The 22635-nt window shown below is 30.5% G+C and carries 23 protein-coding genes and 1 other RNA gene; 12 read left to right on the plus strand and 12 right to left on the minus strand.

The genetic code is table 11. The features are described from left to right. Positions 1–119: 119 nt before the first annotated feature. Positions 120–914, plus strand: a complete 795-nt coding sequence (locus tag Q0935_RS11760; RefSeq protein ID WP_299386152.1) for an ABC transporter ATP-binding protein — start codon at positions 120–122, stop codon at positions 912–914. Between the two features lie 5 nt (positions 915–919). On the opposite strand, the gene Q0935_RS11765 is transcribed toward Q0935_RS11760, so the two are convergent. Continuing rightward, positions 920–1582: a hypothetical protein gene (locus tag Q0935_RS11765; RefSeq protein ID WP_299386155.1), complete on the minus strand. Its 663-nt coding sequence runs from the start codon at positions 1580–1582 to the stop codon at positions 920–922. Between the two features lie 472 nt (positions 1583–2054). Between Q0935_RS11765 and Q0935_RS11770 the strand changes: the two genes are divergently transcribed. The 4 genes from Q0935_RS11770 to Q0935_RS11785 are packed head-to-tail and all read left to right on the plus strand — an operon-like array spanning position 2055 to position 5943. After that, entirely contained in the window at positions 2055–3566 is a 1512-nt protein-coding gene (locus tag Q0935_RS11770; protein ID WP_299386159.1) for a reverse transcriptase domain-containing protein, read from the plus strand. A gap of 58 nt (positions 3567–3624) precedes the next feature. Further along, on the plus strand, positions 3625–5010 hold the full coding sequence (gene rmuC, locus Q0935_RS11775; protein ID WP_299386164.1) for a DNA recombination protein RmuC: 1386 nt from the start codon (positions 3625–3627) through the stop codon (positions 5008–5010). Between the two features lie 12 nt (positions 5011–5022). Continuing rightward, positions 5023–5385, plus strand: a complete 363-nt coding sequence (locus Q0935_RS11780) for a 6-phosphogluconate dehydrogenase (protein WP_299386168.1) — start codon at positions 5023–5025, stop codon at positions 5383–5385. Positions 5386–5388: 3 nt separating this feature from the next. Next, positions 5389–5943 (plus strand): acyl-CoA thioesterase, encoded by a 555-nt coding sequence (locus tag Q0935_RS11785; RefSeq protein ID WP_299386172.1) that lies wholly within the window; start codon positions 5389–5391, stop codon positions 5941–5943. Between the two features lie 59 nt (positions 5944–6002). On the opposite strand, the gene Q0935_RS11790 is transcribed toward Q0935_RS11785, so the two are convergent. The 3 genes from Q0935_RS11790 to rpmH all read right to left on the minus strand — a co-directional run bounded on the left by Q0935_RS11790 (position 6003) and on the right by rpmH (position 9877). Continuing rightward, on the minus strand, positions 6003–6638 hold the full coding sequence (locus Q0935_RS11790) for a T9SS type A sorting domain-containing protein (protein ID WP_299386177.1): 636 nt from the start codon (positions 6636–6638) through the stop codon (positions 6003–6005). Between the two features lie 124 nt (positions 6639–6762). Continuing rightward, positions 6763–9615 (minus strand): carbamoyl-phosphate synthase large subunit, encoded by a 2853-nt coding sequence (carB, locus tag Q0935_RS11795; protein WP_299386181.1) that lies wholly within the window; start codon positions 9613–9615, stop codon positions 6763–6765. A gap of 100 nt (positions 9616–9715) precedes the next feature. Further along, complete coding sequence (gene rpmH, locus Q0935_RS11800) at positions 9716–9877, minus strand: 50S ribosomal protein L34 (RefSeq protein ID WP_028281753.1); 162 nt, start codon at positions 9875–9877, stop codon at positions 9716–9718. Positions 9878–10162: 285 nt separating this feature from the next. Here rpmH and Q0935_RS11805 point away from each other — a divergent pair, with 285 nt between their 5' ends. After that, positions 10163–10744, plus strand: coding sequence for a DUF2892 domain-containing protein (locus Q0935_RS11805; RefSeq protein WP_299254385.1), 582 nt, complete (start codon positions 10163–10165; stop codon positions 10742–10744). A gap of 71 nt (positions 10745–10815) precedes the next feature. Here Q0935_RS11805 and cls read toward each other — a convergent pair whose 3' ends face one another. From cls to Q0935_RS11820, 3 genes are read right to left on the minus strand one after another with little or no spacing between them, the layout of a single operon-like run. Continuing rightward, complete coding sequence (gene cls / locus Q0935_RS11810) at positions 10816–12273, minus strand: cardiolipin synthase (protein ID WP_299386186.1); 1458 nt, start codon at positions 12271–12273, stop codon at positions 10816–10818. Then, the gene (locus tag Q0935_RS11815) at positions 12274–13203 is read right to left on the minus strand and encodes a lytic transglycosylase domain-containing protein (protein WP_299386190.1); all 930 of its coding nucleotides are present in this window, start codon (positions 13201–13203) and stop codon (positions 12274–12276) included. A gap of 50 nt (positions 13204–13253) precedes the next feature. Continuing rightward, complete coding sequence (locus Q0935_RS11820; protein ID WP_299254376.1) at positions 13254–13916, minus strand: alpha/beta hydrolase; 663 nt, start codon at positions 13914–13916, stop codon at positions 13254–13256. A 123-nt stretch (positions 13917–14039) separates the two neighbouring features. Here Q0935_RS11820 and Q0935_RS11825 point away from each other — a divergent pair, with 123 nt between their 5' ends. Further along, positions 14040–14336: an N-acetyltransferase gene (locus tag Q0935_RS11825; RefSeq protein WP_299254373.1), complete on the plus strand. Its 297-nt coding sequence runs from the start codon at positions 14040–14042 to the stop codon at positions 14334–14336. A 155-nt stretch (positions 14337–14491) separates the two neighbouring features. Beyond that, positions 14492–14695 carry a hypothetical protein gene (locus tag Q0935_RS11830; RefSeq protein WP_299386194.1) on the plus strand — a complete coding sequence of 68 codons (204 nt, stop codon included), beginning with the start codon at positions 14492–14494 and terminating at the stop codon, positions 14693–14695. Positions 14696–14724: 29 nt separating this feature from the next. Here the strand turns inward: Q0935_RS11830 and Q0935_RS11835 are convergent, their stop codons facing one another. Beyond that, a complete protein-coding gene (locus Q0935_RS11835; RefSeq protein WP_299386199.1) occupies positions 14725–15297 on the minus strand; it encodes a fasciclin domain-containing protein in 573 nt (190 codons plus the stop codon). A gap of 146 nt (positions 15298–15443) precedes the next feature. On the opposite strand from Q0935_RS11835, the gene Q0935_RS11840 reads away from it, so the two are divergent. Further along, the gene (locus tag Q0935_RS11840) at positions 15444–15686 is read left to right on the plus strand and encodes a DUF2007 domain-containing protein (RefSeq protein WP_299254367.1); all 243 of its coding nucleotides are present in this window, start codon (positions 15444–15446) and stop codon (positions 15684–15686) included. Positions 15687–15762: 76 nt separating this feature from the next. On the opposite strand, the gene Q0935_RS11845 is transcribed toward Q0935_RS11840, so the two are convergent. Beyond that, positions 15763–17388 (minus strand): ABC-F family ATP-binding cassette domain-containing protein, encoded by a 1626-nt coding sequence (locus Q0935_RS11845; RefSeq protein WP_299254364.1) that lies wholly within the window; start codon positions 17386–17388, stop codon positions 15763–15765. Between the two features lie 332 nt (positions 17389–17720). On the opposite strand from Q0935_RS11845, the gene Q0935_RS11850 reads away from it, so the two are divergent. Further along, complete coding sequence (locus Q0935_RS11850; protein WP_299386203.1) at positions 17721–19100, plus strand: hypothetical protein; 1380 nt, start codon at positions 17721–17723, stop codon at positions 19098–19100. Between the two features lie 76 nt (positions 19101–19176). Here the strand turns inward: Q0935_RS11850 and fsa are convergent, their stop codons facing one another. The 3 genes from fsa to ffs form a co-directional block, all read right to left on the minus strand. Continuing rightward, complete coding sequence (gene fsa, locus Q0935_RS11855; RefSeq protein WP_299254358.1) at positions 19177–19830, minus strand: fructose-6-phosphate aldolase; 654 nt, start codon at positions 19828–19830, stop codon at positions 19177–19179. A gap of 231 nt (positions 19831–20061) precedes the next feature. Beyond that, the gene (locus tag Q0935_RS11860) at positions 20062–20862 is read right to left on the minus strand and encodes an SDR family oxidoreductase (protein ID WP_299386207.1); all 801 of its coding nucleotides are present in this window, start codon (positions 20860–20862) and stop codon (positions 20062–20064) included. Between the two features lie 131 nt (positions 20863–20993). Next, positions 20994–21092, minus strand: an RNA gene (gene ffs / locus Q0935_RS11865) — signal recognition particle sRNA small type. An 87-nt stretch (positions 21093–21179) separates the two neighbouring features. Here ffs and Q0935_RS11870 point away from each other — a divergent pair. Both Q0935_RS11870 and Q0935_RS11875 read left to right on the plus strand, forming a co-directional pair. After that, entirely contained in the window at positions 21180–22208 is a 1029-nt protein-coding gene (locus Q0935_RS11870) for a glutaminyl-peptide cyclotransferase (RefSeq protein ID WP_299386211.1), read from the plus strand. 1 nt (position 22209) lies between these two features. Then, positions 22210–22599 (plus strand): thioesterase family protein, encoded by a 390-nt coding sequence (locus tag Q0935_RS11875; protein ID WP_299386216.1) that lies wholly within the window; start codon positions 22210–22212, stop codon positions 22597–22599. The last annotated feature ends 36 nt before the right edge of the window (positions 22600–22635 follow it).

Consider the following 22635-nt stretch of genomic DNA (forward strand, 5'->3'; position numbering starts at 1 on the left):
TAAAATTCGGTACTAGTTCCTCTCTTCAGTTGAAGAAAGGTGTGTTTTCGAAGAAAACTCGGAAAGTTTAAAAAAAAGCGCGAAGCAGCTTTAAAAGGAATAAAAAAGAAGATAAACTAGTGACAAATAAAATAGAACATACCATCCTAGAAACCAAAAACCTTTCCATTGGCTACAAGTCTAAAAAGGCTGAAACTATTATTGCTTCTAATATTAATTTAGAATTAAAAGAAGGACAATTAATAGGATTAGTTGGTGCTAATGGTATTGGAAAATCTACATTATTAAGAACCTTAACGCAAGTACAACCCGAATTAGCTGGATCTCTTTATTTAAATAATAAACCTTTAAATGAATACGATAATTTAGAGTTAGCACAAGCTATGAGTTTAGTTTTAACCGAACAAATAGCCTCTAAAAACTTATCGGTTTTCGAACTTGTTGCACTTGGTAGACAACCATACACTAATTGGGTAGGTAGTTTATCTGAAACTGATATTGAGATAATAAACAAAGCCATTACACAAACAAACATTGAAGATTTAAAACATAAAAAATGTTTTGAACTTAGTGATGGACAGCTTCAAAAAGTAATGATTACACGTGCATTAGCACAAGATACAGACTTAATAATTCTAGATGAACCTACCTCCCATTTAGATATGTATCACAAAGCATACATTCTTAAACTACTTCAACAGCTAGCTAAAGAAACTGGTAAAACCATATTATTTTCTTCTCACGAAATAGATTTGGCAATCCAATTATGCGATACAATGATAGTTATGACTAAAACTGAAGTCGTTTCAAACTCACCTGCAAACCTTATAAAGCAAGGTGCTTTTAATAATTTATTTCCAAGCGATTTAATTGTTTTTGATGAAGCTTCTGGTAGTTTTCGAGTTAAGAAATAGAAGTATTAAATATCTAAATTTTCAACAAAAAACTCTTTAGGTAAATAGTGCTCGCTAAATTTTTGTTGAACATGGTTAAACCACATTACTCTATACAACTGCTTGGTTATCTTCCTTTTTGGTTCTCCATCATGAAAAAACAAATCTTTTTGTTCTTCATTCTTTATTCCTGACAATATAAAATCTGGTGTTTGAAATGATGAACCTGGAATTCTTTCACCTGAATTACTATAAGATTTCCTATGCTCTAATTTTTTTGTTTTAAACTGAACTTTTTTACCATACAAGTAATTAGAAACAAGAGTGTATTTAGAAACTTCAGGTACAAGTTGTTTATCTAAATCAATTTTCTTATCATCTTTTTCAGGTTTTCTGTAATAAATCAATTTTAAGTAAGATTCTAATAACGAATGGTATACTTCCTTTTCTACAAATTCACTTTTATTTGCATTAAAGAAAACACATATATATTTAACTACATCTGCTATTTGTGCATTTTCAATTACATCACTATAAACTTTCTTTTTATCTTCCTTTTCATATATCACCTCTTTTACTAACATTAGTGGTGGTACTTGAGCTGGAAATTCATTAATTTGTTTTGGAGCAGAACTAAATAATGGATGCGATTTAATTGTTACAATATCTCCTATTTCAAATACAGTCATATTCTTGATTTAATTTTCACTAAAGATAAGAATAATAGTATATTTACCTCAAAGTAAGGAAGTTCTTTAGTTAAAAGGAATAAAACATTTGTTGAACTGCTGTATTGGTTTTTAACCAATCACTTAATCCGACTTTTTCAAGTGAAAAAGGATAATAAATATGGTGATTAAGTAAAATGTATTTCTGTCAGCTTTGTTACAGTAAATATAAGAAATTATCTTCGGTAGTAACGTTACTACCTCAATAATTCTTATAAGGTCCGTTAGAAACACCATCATCTGGTTTATATCTAAGGTCTCTAAGACTAAGTTGAATATTAATTTTGTAAGTGCTATCATATAGTTATTTATTATTAGACGTATAATTGCAACGTGAGTCGAGAACTCGGCTAATGGTTCAATCCTTTTTTAAGGTGTAAGTTTTATTCTGTTATAAATACGTGCGAGAACTTCTTTTACTTTTATTTAAAATATGAAAGCACAAAAAGATTGGTTTAAAGACAGAGGTTATCCACATTTTACTAATAAGACACCAATGTCTATTAGAAAAAATATTGAGCACTATGTAACCAATCAAAAAAAGGTGGCTAAACACGCCTTCTCTCCTCTTATTTTTAAAGAAATTAAACAAAGGCGTTATAAATTATCAGACTTTAACGGTGTACAAAAAAGGTCTCATAAAAAGGTTAAAGATGGTAATGTAATTTCAAATACTAAAATTAGAGAAATACTGTATGCTACACATTTAGATGCGCATGTATATTCGTATTATGCACAACAAATTATTACACCAAAATACGAGGCTTACTTAAAACAAAACACTTTATTGTCTAATGCTATAACTGCCTATAGGCAAATAGAAACTGAGGACAAAGTAAAATTTAAAAACAATGTGCATTTTGCAAAAGATGTTTTTGATGAAATTAAAAGACGAGAAAATTGTGTTGCACTAGTTTTAGATATAGAAAATTTCTTTCCTAGTTTAAATCATAAAAAATTAAAATTAGCTTGGGCGAAAATTTTAGGCTATAAAACATTACCTAAAGATCACTTTAACGTTTTTAAAGCAACTACGAGGTTTTCTTATGTAAAGCTTAAAGACTTAAAAACAAAAAATGGTCATTTTGATGAGAAGGAATTAGCCAAACTTAAAAAAGAAGGAAAACACACGTTTTTTAATAGCATTAAAGATTTAATTGATTCTGATATTATAATTCATAAGAACCAGAAACAAGATAAAGACAAAAAACTAATGGGAATACCTCAAGGACTTCCTATTAGTGCATTATTAGCCAATATTTATATGCTTGCTTTTGATGAGTCTGTTATAAAAGAATTAACTTTAAAGCACGATGTGTTTTATAGACGTTATTCAGATGATATTGTTATGCTTTGTAATGAAAACCAAATAGCATTAATTGAGGAATTTGTTAAAAGCGAAATGATAAAGAACAAGTTAACCGTATCATTAGAGAAAACAGAAAAAACACTTTTCAAAATAAATAATGACCGATTACAATCATACAAAATTGAAAATGATAATAGTTTAAAAGAAAACCTACCTTTAAATTATTTAGGTTTCGAATTTTATGGGTATCAAACATTAATTAAATCTAAAAACTTAGCTAAGTTTTATAGAGAAATGAAGGAAACCGTAAAACGAAAACACAAAAGAGTAGAAACCATAAAAGAAAGACACCTTCTAGACGAAGCGCCTATATTTAAAAGAAAAATATACAGACTGTTTAGTTATAAAGGAGAAAAATCTAGGTTACTACCAGCAAAAAGAACAGATTACATTAACGGTAAAGCAAAGACTGAATATTTTGACAGAAAATTTAGAGGTAATTATTTAAGATATGCATACAGAGCTGCAGACGAATTAGAAGCTCCAGAAATAAAAAGACAGTTGCGTAATCATTGGAAAATACTTCAGAAAACAATGAAAAAATATGATTTTTCAAATGTTAAGAAAGACTCTTAACGAATAAATTATAACCTATATAATTTATTACTTTTACATCTACTTATAATTACTTATTATGAACGACAACATAATCCTCATTCTTGCCATTTTTATTGCTGCCATAGCTGGAGCATACATAGGCATGGTATTTACTAAACTAAAAAGTAAAAGCGAAAAAAGCACCTTAGAAGAACGCAATAACAACTTACAACAGCAACTTAACGAGTTTAAACAGTTTCATAATACAGAAGCTGAAAAACAAAATACAGTCCTAAATTCTAAATTAGATGAATTTAAAATCACTATTTCTAAAATTGAAACTGAACGTGAAGGTATTCGTCGTGAAAAAGACTTTTTAAATGAAGAACTTGCTAGAAAAAATGCAGATCTCGAAAATCTTAAGAAGTTAAACTTAAAGCGTGATGAAGAAGTTGAATTAAGACAGGAACAATTACGTAAGGATTTTGAATTACTAGCCACTAAAATTTTAGATGAAAAGAGTGAGAAATTCACACTTCAGAATAAAGAAAACATTAAAAACATTTTAAATCCGTTACAAGAAAAGATACTTACGTTCGAAAAGAAAGTAGACGATACCCAAAAGGAAAGCATAAGCATGCATTCTGCTTTAAAAGAACAATTGTTAGGCTTAAAAGATTTAAACCAACAAATGACCAAAGAGGCAACAAACCTTACTAGAGCTTTAAAAGGTGATAGTAAAATGCAAGGAAATTGGGGAGAACTTGTTCTAGAACGCGTGCTTGAAAAATCTGGATTAGAAAAAGACAGAGAGTATTTTGTACAACAACATTTTACAAGAGAAGATGGCTCAAGAGTATTACCAGATATTGTACTACACTTACCAGATAACAAAAAAATGATTATTGATAGTAAGGTTTCTTTAACAGATTACGAGCGTTACGTTAATGCAGAAGATGAAGATAGAGAAACGTATTTAAAAGCACATATTAATTCTATTAGAAGACACGTAGATCAGCTTTCTGAAAAGAAATACGAAGATTTATACGACATAGAAAGTCCGGACTTTGTATTATTGTTTGTACCAATTGAACCTGCTTTTGCAGTAGCTATAAATGCAGACAACTCACTATACAATAAAGCTTTCGAAAAAAACATTGTTATTGTTACACCATCTACGCTTTTAGCGACTTTACGTACTGTAGATAGTATGTGGAATAACGAAAAACAACAACAAAATGCTATCGAAATTGCGCGTCAAGCAGGTGCTTTATACGATAAATTTCATGGCTTAGTAACAGACTTAACTGGCGTTGGCAAGAAAATTGACGATGCTAAAAAGGACTACTCTGCCGCAATGAATAAGTTAGTTGAAGGCAAAGGAAACCTTGTAACTAGTGTAGAAAAAATTAAAAAACTTGGTGCCAAAGCTAAAAAAGCATTGCCTGAAAAAATTATAAAACGCGCTCAAATCGACGATTAACAAACTAATATTATGATAAAATTTTTATTTAAATCCATTGTAGTCATTTTACTTATAGCTGCAGGTTATTTTGCATTTATATACTACGTATCTTATAGTGAAGGTGTTCGCGCTGGTGAATTAGTTAAATTTACTAACAAAGGCTTTATGTTTAAAACTTGGGAAGGAGAAATTAGCCAAGGTGTTAGCGAAGCACAAATTTTTGAATTTTCTGTAGAAAGCGGAGAAACCAAAGTTGTTGAAGACCTAAACAAATACCAAGGACGTATGGTAAAATTAACTTATTTTGAACGCTACAAAACGTTGTTTTGGCTTGGAGACACTAAATATTTTATTACCAAAGTAGAGTTAAACAATTCTAATAACCAACAATAGATTATGCCAAACTATAAAAAAGTTGACAGCTCAAGGATTAGCCTTTCAGAATTAATGAAGCCTTCTCATTCTAATTTTAGCGGAAAAATTCATGGAGGCTATATATTAAGTATTATGGATAACATTGCTTTTGCTTGCGCTAGCAAACATTCTAAAGCCTATTGTGTAACTGCTTCTGTAGATACTGTAGATTTTTTAAGTCCAATAGAAGTTGGAGAACTTGTTACAATGAAAGCTTCTGTTAACTATGTTGGGAGAACCTCTATGGTTGTTGGTATTCGTGTTGAAGCAGAAAACATACAGACTGGTAAGATGAAACATTGTAATTCTTCTTATTTTACAATGGTAGCTAAGGATGATAATGGAAAATCTATTGAAGTTCCCGGTATAATATTAAACGATAAAACTGAAGTAAAGAGATATTTAAAAGCTCTTAAACGTATAGACACAAAAAAATCAAGACAAGCTGAATTTAATCATCAAGATTTTTCGCATCATGATTATTTAGATCAATTAAGAGACTATAAAGTAAAAATTGAGCTTCCGGACAACTACTAAAAAATAAAAAAGCCTTCAATTATATTTTGAAGGCTTTTTTATTTGTTCAAATTGTACCGTTAAAGTTTTACAAAGCGCTTGGTTAAAGTAATATCTTGATCTGGAGATGTTAACCTTACCAAATACAATCCACTATTCCACTTCGCGATATTAACGCTAGACGATAGCTTACTTAACTGTTGCGTATATACTTTCTTTCCTAAAACATTAAAAATTTCTAGTTTTAATCCTTCGTCAGTTAGCATAGGAATGTTAATATTCATAACATCACTACTTGGATTAGGATAAATTGAAAATTTTGTTGGTGCTTCAAATTGAGGAGCACTTAATGTTCCATCGGCTACTACCGTTATTGTTCCATACATATTGCCATTGTGAGGTGTACACACATAAGCATTTGTACCAATAGTAGTAAACGTTTTGCTATAAGTTACACTTGTTCCAGATGCTATAAGACCACTATCCCAAGTCTCTGTGCTTCCAGGTTCGCTAGTTACAGTATGCGTTCCTGTTGCATAATAATTCCAAACTACAGTATCTCCAACCTCAATGGTTCTATCTGCATTCGTTACAGCAGTTGCAGGCATTACATCAGAATTAGACCCAATGGACCAATCTATAGTAACTGTTTCAGTTTGCGCAGATAAATTTATCGTTGCAAGTGTTAATATTGTAAGGAGTAATTTTTTAATCATATCGTGTAATTTTATTAAAAATACAAAATAATCACCACTATTATGAATTTACATCAATACATTAACTAAGAAAGCGTGAATTATAAAATAATTCACGCTTTTAAAAATATAATAAATATGCTTATTATTTACTTAAATACATCTTTCTACGTGAGTATAAATTGTAAAATTCATCGTCTTTTAAATCGTCTATAAATAAGATACTTTCTCCAGTACTCTTCATTTCTGGACCTAGTTTTTTATTTACATTATGAAATTTATTAAAAGAGAAAACGGGCTGCTTAATTGCGTAACCTTTTAATTGCGGATTGAAATTAAAATCTGTTACTTTCTTCTCTCCTAACATTACTTTAGTAGCATAATTTACATAAGGCTCTCCATAAGCTTTTGCTATAAACGGTACCGTTCTAGATGCTCTTGGATTGGCTTCAATAATGTAAACCATATCGTCTTTTACTGCAAATTGAATATTTATTAAACCTACTGTATTTAGAGCTAATGCAATTTTATTAGTATGATCTATTATTTGTTGCATTACTAAAGGTCCAAGATTAAAAGGAGGAAGTAAAGAATTACTATCACCAGAATGAATACCACAAGGTTCAATATGTTCCATTATACCAATAATATAAACATTTTCACCATCGCAAATAGCATCTGCCTCTGCTTCTATTGCGCCATCTAAATAATGATCTAATAATAACTGGTTTCCAGGCATACGTGCTAATAAGCTAACAACATGCTCTTCTAATTCTTGTTTGTTAATTACAATTTTCATGCCTTGTCCACCAAGTACATAAGAAGGTCTTACTAGAATTGGAAAGTCTAAAACATCTGCAATTGCAGCTGCTTCATCTGCTGTTGTAGCAATATCAAATTCTGGATAAGGAATATTATTTTCTTTTAACATGTTAGAAAACAACCCTCTATCTTCTGCTAAATCTAAAGCTTCGAAACTAGTTCCTAAAATCTTAATACCGTATTTAGATAGTTTCTCTGCTAGTTTTAAAGCGGTTTGTCCGCCTAACTGTACAATAACACCAACGGGATTTTCATGTCTAATTATATCGTAAATATGCTCCCAGAATACAGGTTCAAAATACAATTTATCTGCTGTATCAAAATCTGTAGAAACAGTTTCAGGATTACAGTTTATCATTATAGTTTCGTAACCACATTCTGCAGCAGCTAAAACACCATGTACACAACAGTAATCGAACTCAATACCTTGCCCGATTCTATTTGGTCCTGATCCTAAAACGATTACTTTTTTCTTATCGGAAACAATACTTTCATTATCTGCAAAACGTTTACCATCTGCAGTTTCAACATCACTTTCGAAAGTTGAATAATAATAAGGTGTTTTTGCTTCAAACTCAGCAGCACAAGTGTCTACTAATTTATAAACTCTATTGATACCTAACTCTTCTCTTTTATTATATACTTCACTTTCTAAACAGCTTAACATGTGTGCTATTTGTCTGTCTCCATAACCTTTTTGCTTTGCTTCAAGCAATAAATCTTTTTGGATTGTATCTATTGTAAACGTTGAAATTTCTTTTTCTATGAAATATAATTCTTCATATTGCTTAAGAAACCACATGTCAATTTTTGTGATTTCATGAATACGACTTAATGGAATTCCCATTTGTATCGCATCGTAAATAGCAAATACACGATCCCAACTTGCATTGGTTAATTTCTCTATAATTTGATCGTAATTTTTATAACCTTTTCCATCTGCACCTAATCCATTACGCTTAATCTCTAAAGATTGCGTTGCTTTGTGAAGTGCTTCTTGGAAACTTCTACCAATTCCCATGACTTCACCAACAGATTTCATTTGAAGACCTAAAGTTCTATCAGATCCTTCAAATTTATCAAAGTTCCAACGTGGAATTTTAACAATCACATAATCTAAAGTAGGCTCGAATAAGGCAGAAGTAGATTTAGTAATTTGGTTTTGTAATTCGTCTAAGTGATAACCTAAAGCTAATTTTGCTGCAATTTTAGCAATTGGATAACCCGTTGCTTTACTGGCCAATGCTGAAGATCTAGACACACGAGGATTAATTTCGATAGCAATAATATCTTCCTTTTCATCTGGACTTACAGCAAATTGTACGTTACAACCTCCTGCAAAATCACCAATATTACGCATCATATGGATTGCCATATCACGCATTTTTTGATACGTTTTATCACTTAATGTCATTGCTGGAGCAACTGTAATAGAATCTCCAGTATGAATACCAATTGGATCCATATTTTCAATAGCACAAATAATAACAACGTTATCGTTAGAGTCTCTAAGTAACTCTAATTCATATTCTTTCCAACCTATTAAAGCCTTATCGATCATAACCTCATGGATAGGAGAAATTTCTAATCCACGTGTTAATAACTCGTCAAAATCTTCTTCTTTATGTACAAATGAAGCACCTGCTCCACCTAAAGTAAAAGAGGCTCTAATTATTAAAGGAAAGCCAAACTCTTGAGCGATTTCTTTTCCTTTTAAATAAGAAGTAGCTGTTGCTTGTGGTGCCATAGGAATATCTATAGCAAGCATTAACTCTCTAAACTTTTCTCTATCTTCTGTAATATTAATAGCGTCGATATTAACACCTATAATTTCTACATCGAAATCTTTCCAGATTCCTTTCTCATCTGCTTCAATACATAAATTTAAAGCAGTTTGTCCTCCCATTGTTGGTAAAACAGCATCAATATGAGGATGTTCTTTTAATATTTTAACTATTGACTTTGTAGTTAAAGGCAACAAATATACATGATCCGCCATTGAAGGATCCGTCATTATAGTTGCTGGATTAGAATTTATTAAAACAGTTTCTATTCCATCTTCTCTTAACGAGCGTAAAGCTTGTGTTCCAGAGTAGTCAAATTCACAGGCTTGCCCAATTACAATTGGTCCTGAGCCAATAATAAGTATCGATTTTAATTTAGAGTTCTTTGGCATTTTAGTTTTTTATTATGTGATGCAAAAATAGTAAATCTAGGATACAAAAAAAGGCGTTACACCTAAGTAACGCCTTTAATATATTAACAATTGTTAATCATTATTTTTTATGTCTAGTTTCAGATGAAACAGATATTTTCTTTCTTCCTTTTGCTCTTCTACGAGCTAATACCTTTCTACCATTAGCAGAAGCCATTCTCTCTCTAAAACCATGTTTATTTCTTCTCTTTCTTTTCGATGGCTGAAACGTTCTTTTTGGCATTGTCTTATTTTTTTAAATCTGAATTGTAAAATCTATCTAATTGTTTTGGGTGACCCCTAAAACTGAGCGCAAATATACAACGACTTTTTAATTTCACAAACCTTATTTAAAAAATATTTTACTAAGTATTGTTTTATTTTTAAATATGAAGCATTTAGCAATAAAATAAGGCTAAAATGAAGCATAAATCCAATTCGTAACAATAGGTATTTCAGAAAAAATGAGTTTCTTTGCACTCTTATATGATAAATAAGCATTTCTAAAAAACAATAAAAACGCATTACAATGTATAATAAAGTATTTAAATTAATAATAGCTGGTTTAATATTAGCAACAGCAGTTTGGCAGTTTACCGAAGGTGGTATTGGTAATGGTATTATGCTTATCTTTTTAGCACTAATCTTTATCTTTTTATATTTTAAGAATGAATTTATTTTACTAGCTTTTTTAAAATTACGTAAACAAGATTTTCCAGGTGCTCAAAAATGGCTTAATAAGATAAAAAATCCTGAAGCAGCTTTAGTTACTAAGCAACAAGGATACTTTTACTATCTACAAGGTATAATGGTTTCTCAAAGCGATATGAATACAGCAGAAAAGCACTTTAAAAAAGCGGTTACTTTAGGCTTAAGTATGGATCAAGATATGGCTATGGCAAAATTAAACTTAGCTGGTATTGCTTTTTCTAAACGTAAGAAGCAAGAGGCTACTATTCTTATTAACGAAGCTCAAAAATTAGATAAGAATGATATGCTTAAAGATCAAATTAAAGAAATGAAAGCAAACATGAAACGTGCTCAAGGTGCTCCAAAACAGCACTATGGACAAGGTGGTTCTATGAGAGCGCAAAGAAGAGCTTCTAGATAATAAAGGCCCAACTAATAAAATAGATTAAAAAAAAAGCTCACAATAGTGAGCTTTTTTTTTGTTTTAAAGTCTTATAATAAAGGTGCCCAAAGTTTACAATAGGCTTCTTTTAATTTTTTAAACTTTGATCTTTGTAGCCAAGCTTCGGCAGACATTTCTTCAGCATTTTTAAGATCTTCAATAAAGTAACTTTTTAATTCTTCACTCTTCTGCTTATCGTAAATAACAGCGTTAATTTCGAAGTTAATTTTAAAGCTTCTATAATCCATATTCGAAGTTCCAATAGTTGAAAACACATCGTCTACAACCATTGTTTTGGCGTGTATAAATCCTTTTGTGTAGCGGTACACTTTTATATTAGCATCAAACAAACGCTCTAAATACGAATTGGTTGCATGTTTAGCTATCCAGGAATCGCTTTCGTCTGGAATTAATAACCTAACATCAATACCACTACGCGATGCTATTTGCAATGCCATAATAAACTCATCATTTGGAATAAAATATGGTGTTGTTAAATATATATAATCGTTAGCCGAAGTAATTGCAGAAAACATAACTTCCATAATATTTGCCCAATCTGTATCTGGACCACTAGCAGCTATTTGTACTGCTACATTATCTTTACATTCTTTATTAGGAAAATAATCTTTTATTATTTTTACTTGAGACTCTGATACAAACTCCCAATTGATTAAAAACTGAACTTGTAAAGTAACTATAGCTTCTCCCTCTATTCTAATATGCGTATCTCTCCAATAGTCTTTTTTATCAGGTTTATTAACATAATTATCTGATACGTTTATACCTCCTAAATAACCAATAGAACCATCTATAATAGCGATTTTTCTATGGTTTCGATAATTCATTTGCCCTGTAAACTTCGGGAATAATACTGGCATAAAAGAAAAAAGTTGAACGCCACTATCTTTTAGCTTTTGTTTCATTTTATGCGAAATATCTGAGCCCACATCATCTACACTTAACCTTACCTCTACTCCATTCTTAGCCTTTTCACAGAGTATATTTAATAGTTCTGTACCAATATTATCATCTTTTATAATGTAATACTCTAGATGAATGTGATGAGTTGCATTCTTTAAATCTTCAAAAAGACGTTTAAATTTAACTTCTCCATTGTTTAAAATTTCAACTTTATTACATCGTGTTAAAGGCGATTTATCACTTCCTTGAAGGAGTTTTACTAATTTTATTTTATCTTCTAATAAATCGTCTTCAAGTTCTTTAAGTTCACTTTTATCTTGGCTTAAATCCCTATTTAGATCTTTAATTATTTTCTCGTTTAAAATATGCTTTCTATTGAATATTTTATTTTTCCTGTATTCTTGACCAAAAAAGTAATAAACCAAAAGTCCTAAAAACGGAAAAAACACTAGCACAATAATATATGTTAGTGTTTTTGTTGGATTTATCTTTCTAAATAAAATAGTTACAACAGCAGAAATAACTAATAGATAATTAACTATTATAATTAACTTGAACCAATTGTCTTTTAAAATTTCTATCATTTATGGAGTTGTAGAATAATATCCTTTTTCTGGAACATCAATAAAATATTGCTTTCTTGATGCATTATTTAATTTGTTTTCTCTTAACCAAGAATTATGTATTTTTAAAATCTTATAGTTAATTCCTAAATCTTTAGCAAACTGTGCAAAATCTGTAACAGCTGTATCTACAGACACTTTATATGTTGGAATTGCTGTATACAAATCTTTAGTTCTAAAATTAAAGCCATATTTTGTTGGGTTAGACAAAATCTCTTTTAAAGCTATAATTCTAAATACATAACGACCAGTTTCTTGACCCAAAAGTAAATCGTAATAATTGTCGACCTTCTGTGCATCTAATCTTTTTGAGATTCCATAATTACCTGCATTATATCCAGCAGCAGCATTAGTCCAAGAACCTAAACGTTCTTTAGATTTGTTTAAATAATCGCAAGCTACCTGTGTTGCCATTTCAAGATTGTAACGCTCATCTACATTATCATTAACTTCTAGTCCATTTTCTCTAGCGGTTGCTTTCATAATCTGCCAAAAACCACTTGCTCCTGCAGGAGATTTTGCATTTGTTAATCCGCTTTCTATTACTGCTAAATACTTAAAATCATCTGGAATACCATTTTTAGCTAAAATAGGCTCGATAATAGGAAAGTATTTTTGTGCTCTTTTAAACATTAATAAACCGTTAGACTGCCAGTATGTATTTACCAACAACTCCTTATCCATACGTTCTAAAACATCCGGATCACTTAAAGGTACGCGCTCTCCTGCAAACTCCAAATAATCGGGAACTTGTAATGCGTAAACATTATAATCGTTTATAATTTTCTTTTCTAAATTTTCGTCTGTTGGAGCCTCTTGAAAGGCATTTATAAATAATGCTCCTAGGCATAAAAGACCAATTCCTGCTAATGTTTTTTGTACAATTTTCATCTTCATTTCATTTTTTATAAAATTATAATAATTTAACCATAAACCCTTATTTATTCTAAGATTAATTTGGGTAAATTTTCATTAAACCATTTGTATTTATCTATAATCATTATATGTGTTCCATTCTTTACCGTAATGCAGTTTTCAATGCAGTTATGAGGGAAAACCATGTCTTTCTCTCCATGGATATGAATAGCCTCGGTAATAACATTTTCTTGCTCCCAATTAATAACTTGATCTATAGACCAATCTAAATAATATTTATCGTTAACAGAAAGATACTTTTTATATAAGTCTATACGCTTCTTTATTAAATTCCCAAACGAAAATTTAGCCAATAAATCCAGATTACTTGCTAATTGTGTAGGTAATAACTTATAAGCCTTTGTTGCTTTTAATACTTTAAATCTTTTTGGAAGCTCATGTTTTGTTTTTACACTAGACACTACAAAAAGCTTTCTTAAAGCAATATGTTTACTCATTTCCTGAACTAAAATCCCACCAAAAGACACACCTAATAACACAATGTTTTCATGCTCAATTTTTTCGATAATCCTTAAGGCATAGTTACTTATGGTTTCATTTTTTAAAGGAATCTCCCAATGTAACTTATGTAATTGAAACTGATTTTCTGGTAATGAGATATTATCAAAAATTGACGGATTTGCCGCCATTCCTGGCATTAAATAAACATGTATTACGTCTTGATTCATAAGTATTTAACAGTAATTAGGAATTAATTAACAATAAAATTTCGTATTTTTGAATTGTGTAAAGCTATAAAATAGATAGCACTCTTTTTATTCCCTTAACAATAAATTAAACTTATTATAAATATGACTGATGCTGCTGAATTAGTTGACAATGAATTTCAACGTCAATTTGAATTAAAAATTGGAGATCATTTTGCTAAGATTGAATACTCTTTGCAAGAACGAAAAATCTTCCTTACTAAGTTAATTATTCCTGAAGAGATTAAAGACGAGAACTTTACCTCAGATTTTCTTAAATTAGTTTTCGATAATATTGAAGAACGCAATTTAAGTGTTGTACCTACAAATCCTGAAATTGCTAAATTTATTAGGCGAAATAGACAATACAAAAAGTTGCTTCCTGTTGGATTAAGAATTTAACTTAAACTCTTAAATACAAGACAAACAATTACATAATGCCCAAAAAAGTTAAATGCTTTTTTGGGCATTTTTATAACAAAAAGATTCTGTTTAATTAGATTTTGAACTAATTAAGCTCTTTTTTTGTTATTTAACACTTCAAACTTAGCAATACTATGGATACACAAAATAATAAAACTAAGCAAAAAAATATATGGACCTTAATTGCCGGTTTAGCTTTTATTGCTATTGGAGGTTATAGAATATACAATCACTTATATGTTGATAGTGTAGACTACGGAAACTTTAGACTAATACTTGCTGCTGTATTTATCGCTTATGGAGCTTACAGCATATACAATTACCTAAAAGCGGAATAAAGCGAGTTAAACTCGTTTTAACCTTTAAGTTATCTAGGTATTAATACGGTATCCACTATATGTACAAAACCATTGCTTTGTAACTTATCTGGGTTCTCTATTAATATCCCTTTACCCTTTTCTGCTTCAATTGTAAAAATGCCATGTTTATTAAAAATGGTAATTACACCTCCGCTTTCAGTTTTAAATTGGGCTTTACCTCGACTCCTTTTAATTTTCTTAGACATTACAGTAGTATTAATGTTTCCTGCAATAATATGATACTGTAGTATATTAATAAGTTTGTATTTATTTTCTGGTAATAGTAAATTCTCTACGGTTCCTTTTGGCAACTTCTCGAAACCGGCATTAGTTGGTGCAAAGAGCGTAAAACTAGTTCCACTAGAAATCTTTTCATCTACTCCTGTAGCTTTAAGTAATTTTAAAAATGTAGAATGTTCTTTTGAAGTCGATAAGAATGAAACTATATCTACTTGAGAATGCGTTAAAAGATCTTGAGTCGTTGCCGTTTCAATCTCAAAAGTCTCTTGTGCGTTGATAATTACCGAAAAACCAAAAAGGAATAACAATATTCTATATTTTAATCTTTCTGAAGTATTCATCTCATAACAATTTAACAATCATTTTATATAATATACGAAAAAAACATGACTTTAGATCTCTTAAAATAAACTTAAACTATACTTTGCTCTGTAAGTTTATGCCTATTATTTCGTATATTTAAGTATAACCTTTAATACAACAAGCTATGAATGATTCAGAATACATAAAAATTTACACAGGAGGAACTATTATTGTTCAAGTAATAAAACAACGTTTGGAAGACGAAGGCATAAATCCAGTTATTAAAGACGAAACAGAGTCTGGGCGATTAGCTGGATTTGGAGCATCCTTAATTGGACAACCAGAAGTTTACGTTCACGAAAGTGAAATCGCTATTGCAACACGCATTGTAGAAACTGTTCGTGGAGAATTAGAAACTAGTGAATAGTAATTTATACTAAATAGTAAAAGCCTCAAAAATCATAGATTTTTGAGGCTTTTTTTATATCGTTAATTAAAACTAATTAAGCTTTAACCGCGTACATTTTTTCTCTAAGCTCTTTAATTTTAGCATCCTGCATATACTCATCGAAAGTTGTGTATTTATCTATAACTCCATTTGGTGTTATTTCTATTACTCTATTACCAACAGTTTGTGCAAACTCGTGATCATGAGTAGTAAACAATACAGTTCCTTTAAAATTCTTTAAAGAGTTATTAAAAGCAGTAATACTTTCTAAATCTAAGTGGTTTGTAGGCTCATCTAATTGAAGAACGTTTGCTCTAGTCATCATCATACGAGATAACATACAACGGACTTTTTCACCTCCAGATAAAACTGTAGATTTTTTAAAAGCTTCTTCTCCACTAAAAATCATTTTACCAAGGAATCCACGAATATTTACTTCTTCTCTTTCTTCTTCTGTTTGAGCCCATTGACGTAACCAATCTATTAAAGTTAAATCGTTATTAAAAAACTCACTGTTATCTAAAGGAAGGTAAGATTGTGTAGTTGTAACTCCCCAAGCAAATTTACCTGAATCTGCTTCTAAATTATTATTTAAAATCTGATAAAAAGCAGTAGTTGCTCTAGAATCTCTAGAAAACAAAACAACTTTATCTCCTTTATTTAAACTTAAATCGATGTCTTTAAATAAAACTTCACCATCTAACTTAGCTGATAAGCCTTCTACATTTAAAATTTGATCTCCCGCTTCTCTATCGCGTTCAAAAATAATAGCTGGATAACGACGACTTGTACGTCTAATATCTTCTATATTAAGTTTATCAATCATCTTTTTTCTACTAGTAGCTTGCTTACTTTTTGCTACGTTGGCAGAGAAACGACGAATAAATTCTTCTAATTCTTTTTTCTTGTCTTCAGCTTTTTTGTTTTGCTGTGCATGTTGTCTTGCTGCTAATTGAGAAGACTCATACCAGAACGTATAGTTTCCAGAAAAATGAGTAATCTTACCAAAATCAATATCACTAATGTGCGTACAAACCGCATCTAAAAAGTGTCTATCGTGAGAGACAACTATTACACAATTATCATAATTTGCTAAAAAGTTTTCTAACCAAGAAATAGTTTCGTAATCTAAATCGTTGGTAGGCTCATCCATAATTAACACATCTGGATTTCCAAAAAGCGCTTGTGCTAATAACACACGTACTTTTTGCTTACCATCTAAATCTGCCATTAAAGAGTAATGATAATCTGCATTAATACCTAAATTAGATAACATTGCAGCAGCATCACTATCTGCATTCCAACCGTTCATTTCTTCAAACTGTACTTGAAGCTCTCCTATTTTCTCTGCATTAGCATCTGTATAATCTGCGTATAATGCGTCGATTTCAGACTTCAATTTATATAAAGGCTGATTTCCTTTTAAAATAGTTTCTAAAACCGTGTCTTCATCATGCTTATTGTGATCTTGTGTTAAAACCGATAAACGTTTTCCCGACTCTAAGTGCACGCTTCCAGAATTAGCATCTTGCTGTCCAGAAATTATTTTTAAAAACGTTGATTTTCCAGCACCATTTGCGCCTATAATTCCGTAGCAATTTCCATTGTTAAAGGTTGTATTTACTTCGTCAAAAAGTACACGTTTACCAAATTGTACCGAAAGATTTGAAACTGATAACATCTATTGTATATATTTTTATCTCAGAAAATTTTTATTCTATTTTTTAATCTAAAAACTTATAAATCTATTGCTAATTACTCCTTGACATAAAAGCGTTTGTAAGTTTTTTGCAAAAGTAAATAATATCTTCGGTTTATTAAAACAAATGCTCTGTTATATCTATTAACCAACACTCTAAAGTCTAGACAATTAACTTATTTTATATTCAATTTAACAACGCATTAACACCACAATTCGATTTCAAAACATATTTTTGTTTCCATAACTATTGCATGTACTTATCTATGAAATCTAATTCCTTATTTCTTATTGTAATATTGGCGGCATCCCTATTGTCTTGTAAAAAAGATAAGGTAGACGGCTCTATTAACAAAGCATATATTGGAGGAGAAATTATTAATCCAAACAGTGATTATATAGTTATTAAAAAAGCCGACATCCCATTAGATACTGTACGACTTAATCATCAGAATAGATTTTCTTATACATTAACCAATTTCGAGCCAGGTATTTTTGGCTTTTTTGATGGTAGAGAATTTCAAAATTTTCTAATTGAATCTAACGATAGTTTAATGTTACGTTTAAATACTTTAGATTTTGATGAGTCTCTTGTTTATGTTGGTAAAGGCGCTAAAGAAAATAATTTCCTAATGGAAATGTATTTATTAAATGAAGAAGAAGATGAAAAAATTCTTGATTTAGGACAAAAAACATCTAAAGAATTCGATAGTATTTATAGAGCATCTAGAGATTTAAAACTAAAAAAACTAGATAGAATTAAACGCAAAACAGAAACTTCTAACTTATTTAATGAAATTGCAGAAGCAAGTATTTATTACGAATATTACGCACACAAAGAACTCTATCCTTTAGCAAATTATAAAATATCAGAATTAGATGCTTTTAAAAGTCTACCTAGAGACTTTTACGCCTACAGAGAGAGCATAGATTATAATAATGTAAATCTAAAAGATTACAGTCCTTATATATCATTTTTAAGATTTCATTTTAACAACCTAGCATTACAAAAACACTTCACACACTCTAACGATAGTGTTTATAACAAATTAGATATCCATTACAACCTAGACAAGCTTGATCTTATAGATAAAAAAGTAAGTAATGAAGACATTAAAAATAGCTTATTAAGATTTGTTATTGGGCAATTTATTAGCGTCTCTAAAAGCCCCGAAGATTACGATGCAATGCTTAAATCTTTTAAAGAAAAAAGCACAAACAATAGCGATAAAGAAAGAGTTTCTCAATTTGTATGTTCTTATAAAAGGCTAAGCCCTGGAAACAAAATTCCAGAAGTTAAATTACTTAATACGGCCGACAAAGAAGTTAGCTTACACGGACTAATAAAAAAACCAACAGTTGTTTATTTTTGGTCTAAAGGCAACAAAAATCATCTTATTTCTTCACACAAGCGAGTAAAAGAATTAAATGTAAAATATCCAGAGTTTAATTTTATTGCCATTAATATAGATGTTATTTCTTATAAGCAGCAATCTGATATTATAGCAAAATACGATGTTAGACTGCACAACGAATACCGTTTTAAAGCACCAAGGCAAGCTAAAGAAACACTATTTATAGAACCAATACAAAAAGTATTTATCCTTGATAAAAAAGGAGAAATTGTTAATGCGAAAGCAAATATGTTTGGTATAGGTTTCGAACAAGAACTATTAGGCTTATTAAACCAATAGTTAATTATTATTATAAAGAAAAAAGGTCATGAAAATTAATTTTCATGACCTTTTTTTATGCACTAAATTTTTAAACTTAGTTTCCTTTTTTATAATCTTCTAAAAACTTAGCAAGACCAATATCTGTAAGAGGATGTTTTAATAAACCTTCGATAGAACTTAAAGGACCCGTCATTACATCTGCACCTAACTTAGCACAATCTATAACATGCATTGTGTGGCGCACAGATGCAGCAAGAATTTGCGTATCGAAAGCGTAGTTATCATATATATGTCTAATCTCTGCAATAAGGTTTAAACCATCTGTAGAAATATCGTCTAAACGCCCAATAAAAGGAGACACATACGTTGCTCCTGCTTTTGCAGCAAGTAAAGCTTGACCTGGCGAAAACACTAAAGTTACATTTGTTCTAATACCTCTATCGCTAAAGTATTTACAAGCTTTAATACCATCTTTAATCATTGGTAATTTTACAACGATTTGTTCGTGTAATTCGGCTAATGCTTCACCTTCTTTTACCATACCTTCAAAGTCGGTAGAAATAACCTCGGCACTTACATCACCTTCAACAAGATTACAAATCTTTACGTAATGTTTTAAAATATTATCTGTTCCTGTAATGCCTTCCTTAGCCATTAAAGATGGGTTTGTAGTTACGCCATCTAAGATTCCCATATCTTCTGCTTCTTTAATTTGCGCAAGATTGGCTGTGTCAATAAAAAATTTCATATTAAATATTTAGTTGTGTTTATTATTTTGGGCGTTACCTAAAGGTCAGGCTATACGCTATATCTTTTTTGCTTTTAATGGCAAAAAAGGATGCCGCTGCTATCCTTAACGCACTACAAAGTTACAATTAAAGTTATGCCTAAAAAAATGATATTAATAAAAGCAATAGCATAATAGTTATGATGCTAACTATTTATCTTTAATCAGTACTTTTTAATTAAAATAGAACCGTTAAAGCTTATAATGATTAATAAGCATTTTCTCGTATACCTTATCAGGAAGTAAGAACTTTAAAACAATAGAAAACTTTTGCATAAAATCGCCTACCTTGTAATGCGTTCTTGGCTTTTTAGTCTTTAAAACTTTTAAAACCATTTTTGCAACAGCAATAGGATCACTACTATTATTTACATGCTCGTCTATATCGCTTAACACACTTCCATATTTTTTATAAGGAGAATCGTCTTTTAAAGGTGCATGGTAACGACCTGCTGCAATATTGGTAGCAAAATCACCAGGTGCTATATTAGTCATGTTAACATTAAAATCTTTTAACTCAATTCTAAAAGCTTCCGTTAATAACTCTAAAGCTCCTTTACTAGCACTATAAACTCCACGATAAGGCAACCCCATATAACCAGCAATAGATGTAACATTAATTACCAATCCGCTATTTTGCTTGCGCATTTGCGGCAAAACAGCTTTAATAACGTTTATTGGTCCAAAAAAATTAGTATCGAAATTGTTTTGTATTTCGGCTTCAGGAATCTCTTCAATAGGTCCTGTTATACCTACTCCTGCATTGTTAATAAGGACATCTAGTTTTCCTTCGGCAGCAATTACTTCCGCTACAGCGTTATTAATAGTCGCTACATCTTTTACATCTAAACCTACAATTTTAAAAGGATGATTGACGTATTTTTCAGGACTTCGGCTTGTACCATAAACAGTATAACCGTACGCCTTTAAATATTCTCCAATAGATTTTCCAATTCCCGATGATCCTCCTGTAATTAATATAACTTTAGACATACCTTATTATTAGACATTAAAATTTAAAATACAATATACTTAAATAATGATATTTCTCTTTTAAGAGAATGTATTAAACAAAAAAAATCCTGACTAGCCTAGGCTTTCAAGATTTAAGTTTTTTGTATAAAAAAAGGCAAGCTACCTACATCACACTGCTACGACCATTTACCTTTGCTTCGTTCCCGACCTGGAGGATTCAACAGGAGCTAGTTGTGTAGGACTTGCCGGTGCAAATATACAATCTTTTATTTTTATCACAATCATTTTTTAAACCGAATTTTAATAAATATCTTGCTTAAAATTACAAGAACAAAATGAACGTATTTAAACACCTCTTTATCATAATTTTAGCAATTACATTATTTAATTGCGGAGACAGTTCTGCTAAAAAAAACTTTAGTATTTCTACAAATACTACCAATAAAACGATTGCTTTAGGCGAAGAATTGATAGTTACCATCCAAAATCCGAAAAATATTGAGATAGAATCGGTAGCATATTCTCTAGATAATAAAGAAATAAGTGAAACGACTAAGCTTACAGATTTTAAACTTGGAAGCCATGATATTATCGCTACAATAAAATACGACGGAGAAACAGAAACTGCGATACAAAATGTATCTATTGTAAATAACGTTGCTCCTAAAGTATTTGGGTACGAAATTATAAATACCTATCCTCACGATATCACATCTTACACGCAAGGCTTAGAATTTTTTAATGGCGAATTATACGAAAGTACTGGACAAAAAGGAGAAAGTAAATTGCGTAAAGTAAATTACAAAACAGGAGAAGTACTTAAAAACGTAGACTTAGCCGATAATTATTTTGGAGAAGGATTAACTGTTTTAAATAACAACATCTACCAATTAACTTGGTTAAGCGGTAAAGGTTTTGTTTATAATGCAGATACTTTCGAGCGTACTAGTACGTTTAAATTTGGCAAAAGCCAAGAAGGTTGGGGAATTTGCAACGATGGTAAAATGCTTTATAAAAGTGATGGTACCGAAAAAATATGGCACTTAAATCCTGAAACTTTAGTTGAAGATGGTAATATTCAAGTCTATACTAATAAAGGTAAAATTGGTAAGCTTAACGAACTAGAGTGGATAAACGGAAAAATATACGCTAACATTTATCAAAAAAATGGTGTTGTAATAATTAATCCAGAAAATGGAGCTACAGAGGCTGTTATCGATTTCTCTCCTTTAAAAGAGCGCGTAACAAAACATAAAGGTCTTGATGTTTTAAACGGTATTGCTTACAATCCTGAAACACAAACTATTTTTGTTACAGGAAAACGTTGGGATAAATTGTTTGAGGTTAAAATAATTAAAGAATAGTTTGTTAGCATTTACAAAAAACATCACCGTAACAGAAGATGATCTCGACGAACTTAACCACGTTAATAACGTGCGTTATATAGACTGGGTTAATAGTGTGGCTAAATCGCATTGGTTAGAGAATGCGCCTAAAAATATTACCGATAAATATTTTTGGATACTATTATCGCATACAATCGATTACAAAAAACCAGCATTTTTAAATGATGAACTTGTTTTAAAAACCTATGTTAGAGATATAAAAGGTGTTACTTGCATTAGAATAGTCGAAATTTTAAATGCTAAAACAAACACTCTTTTAGCTAAGTCTGAAACCAAATGGTGTTTTATGGCTTCCAAAACTTTTAGACCGGCTCGTATAACAGAAGATATTTTAAAATTATTTCCATAAAGCCTACTAAATGAGCTGTTAAAGTTTTATAAATAC

This window comes from uncultured Lacinutrix sp. (assembly GCF_947500605.1).
Lineage (GTDB): Bacteria > Bacteroidota > Bacteroidia > Flavobacteriales > Flavobacteriaceae > Lacinutrix.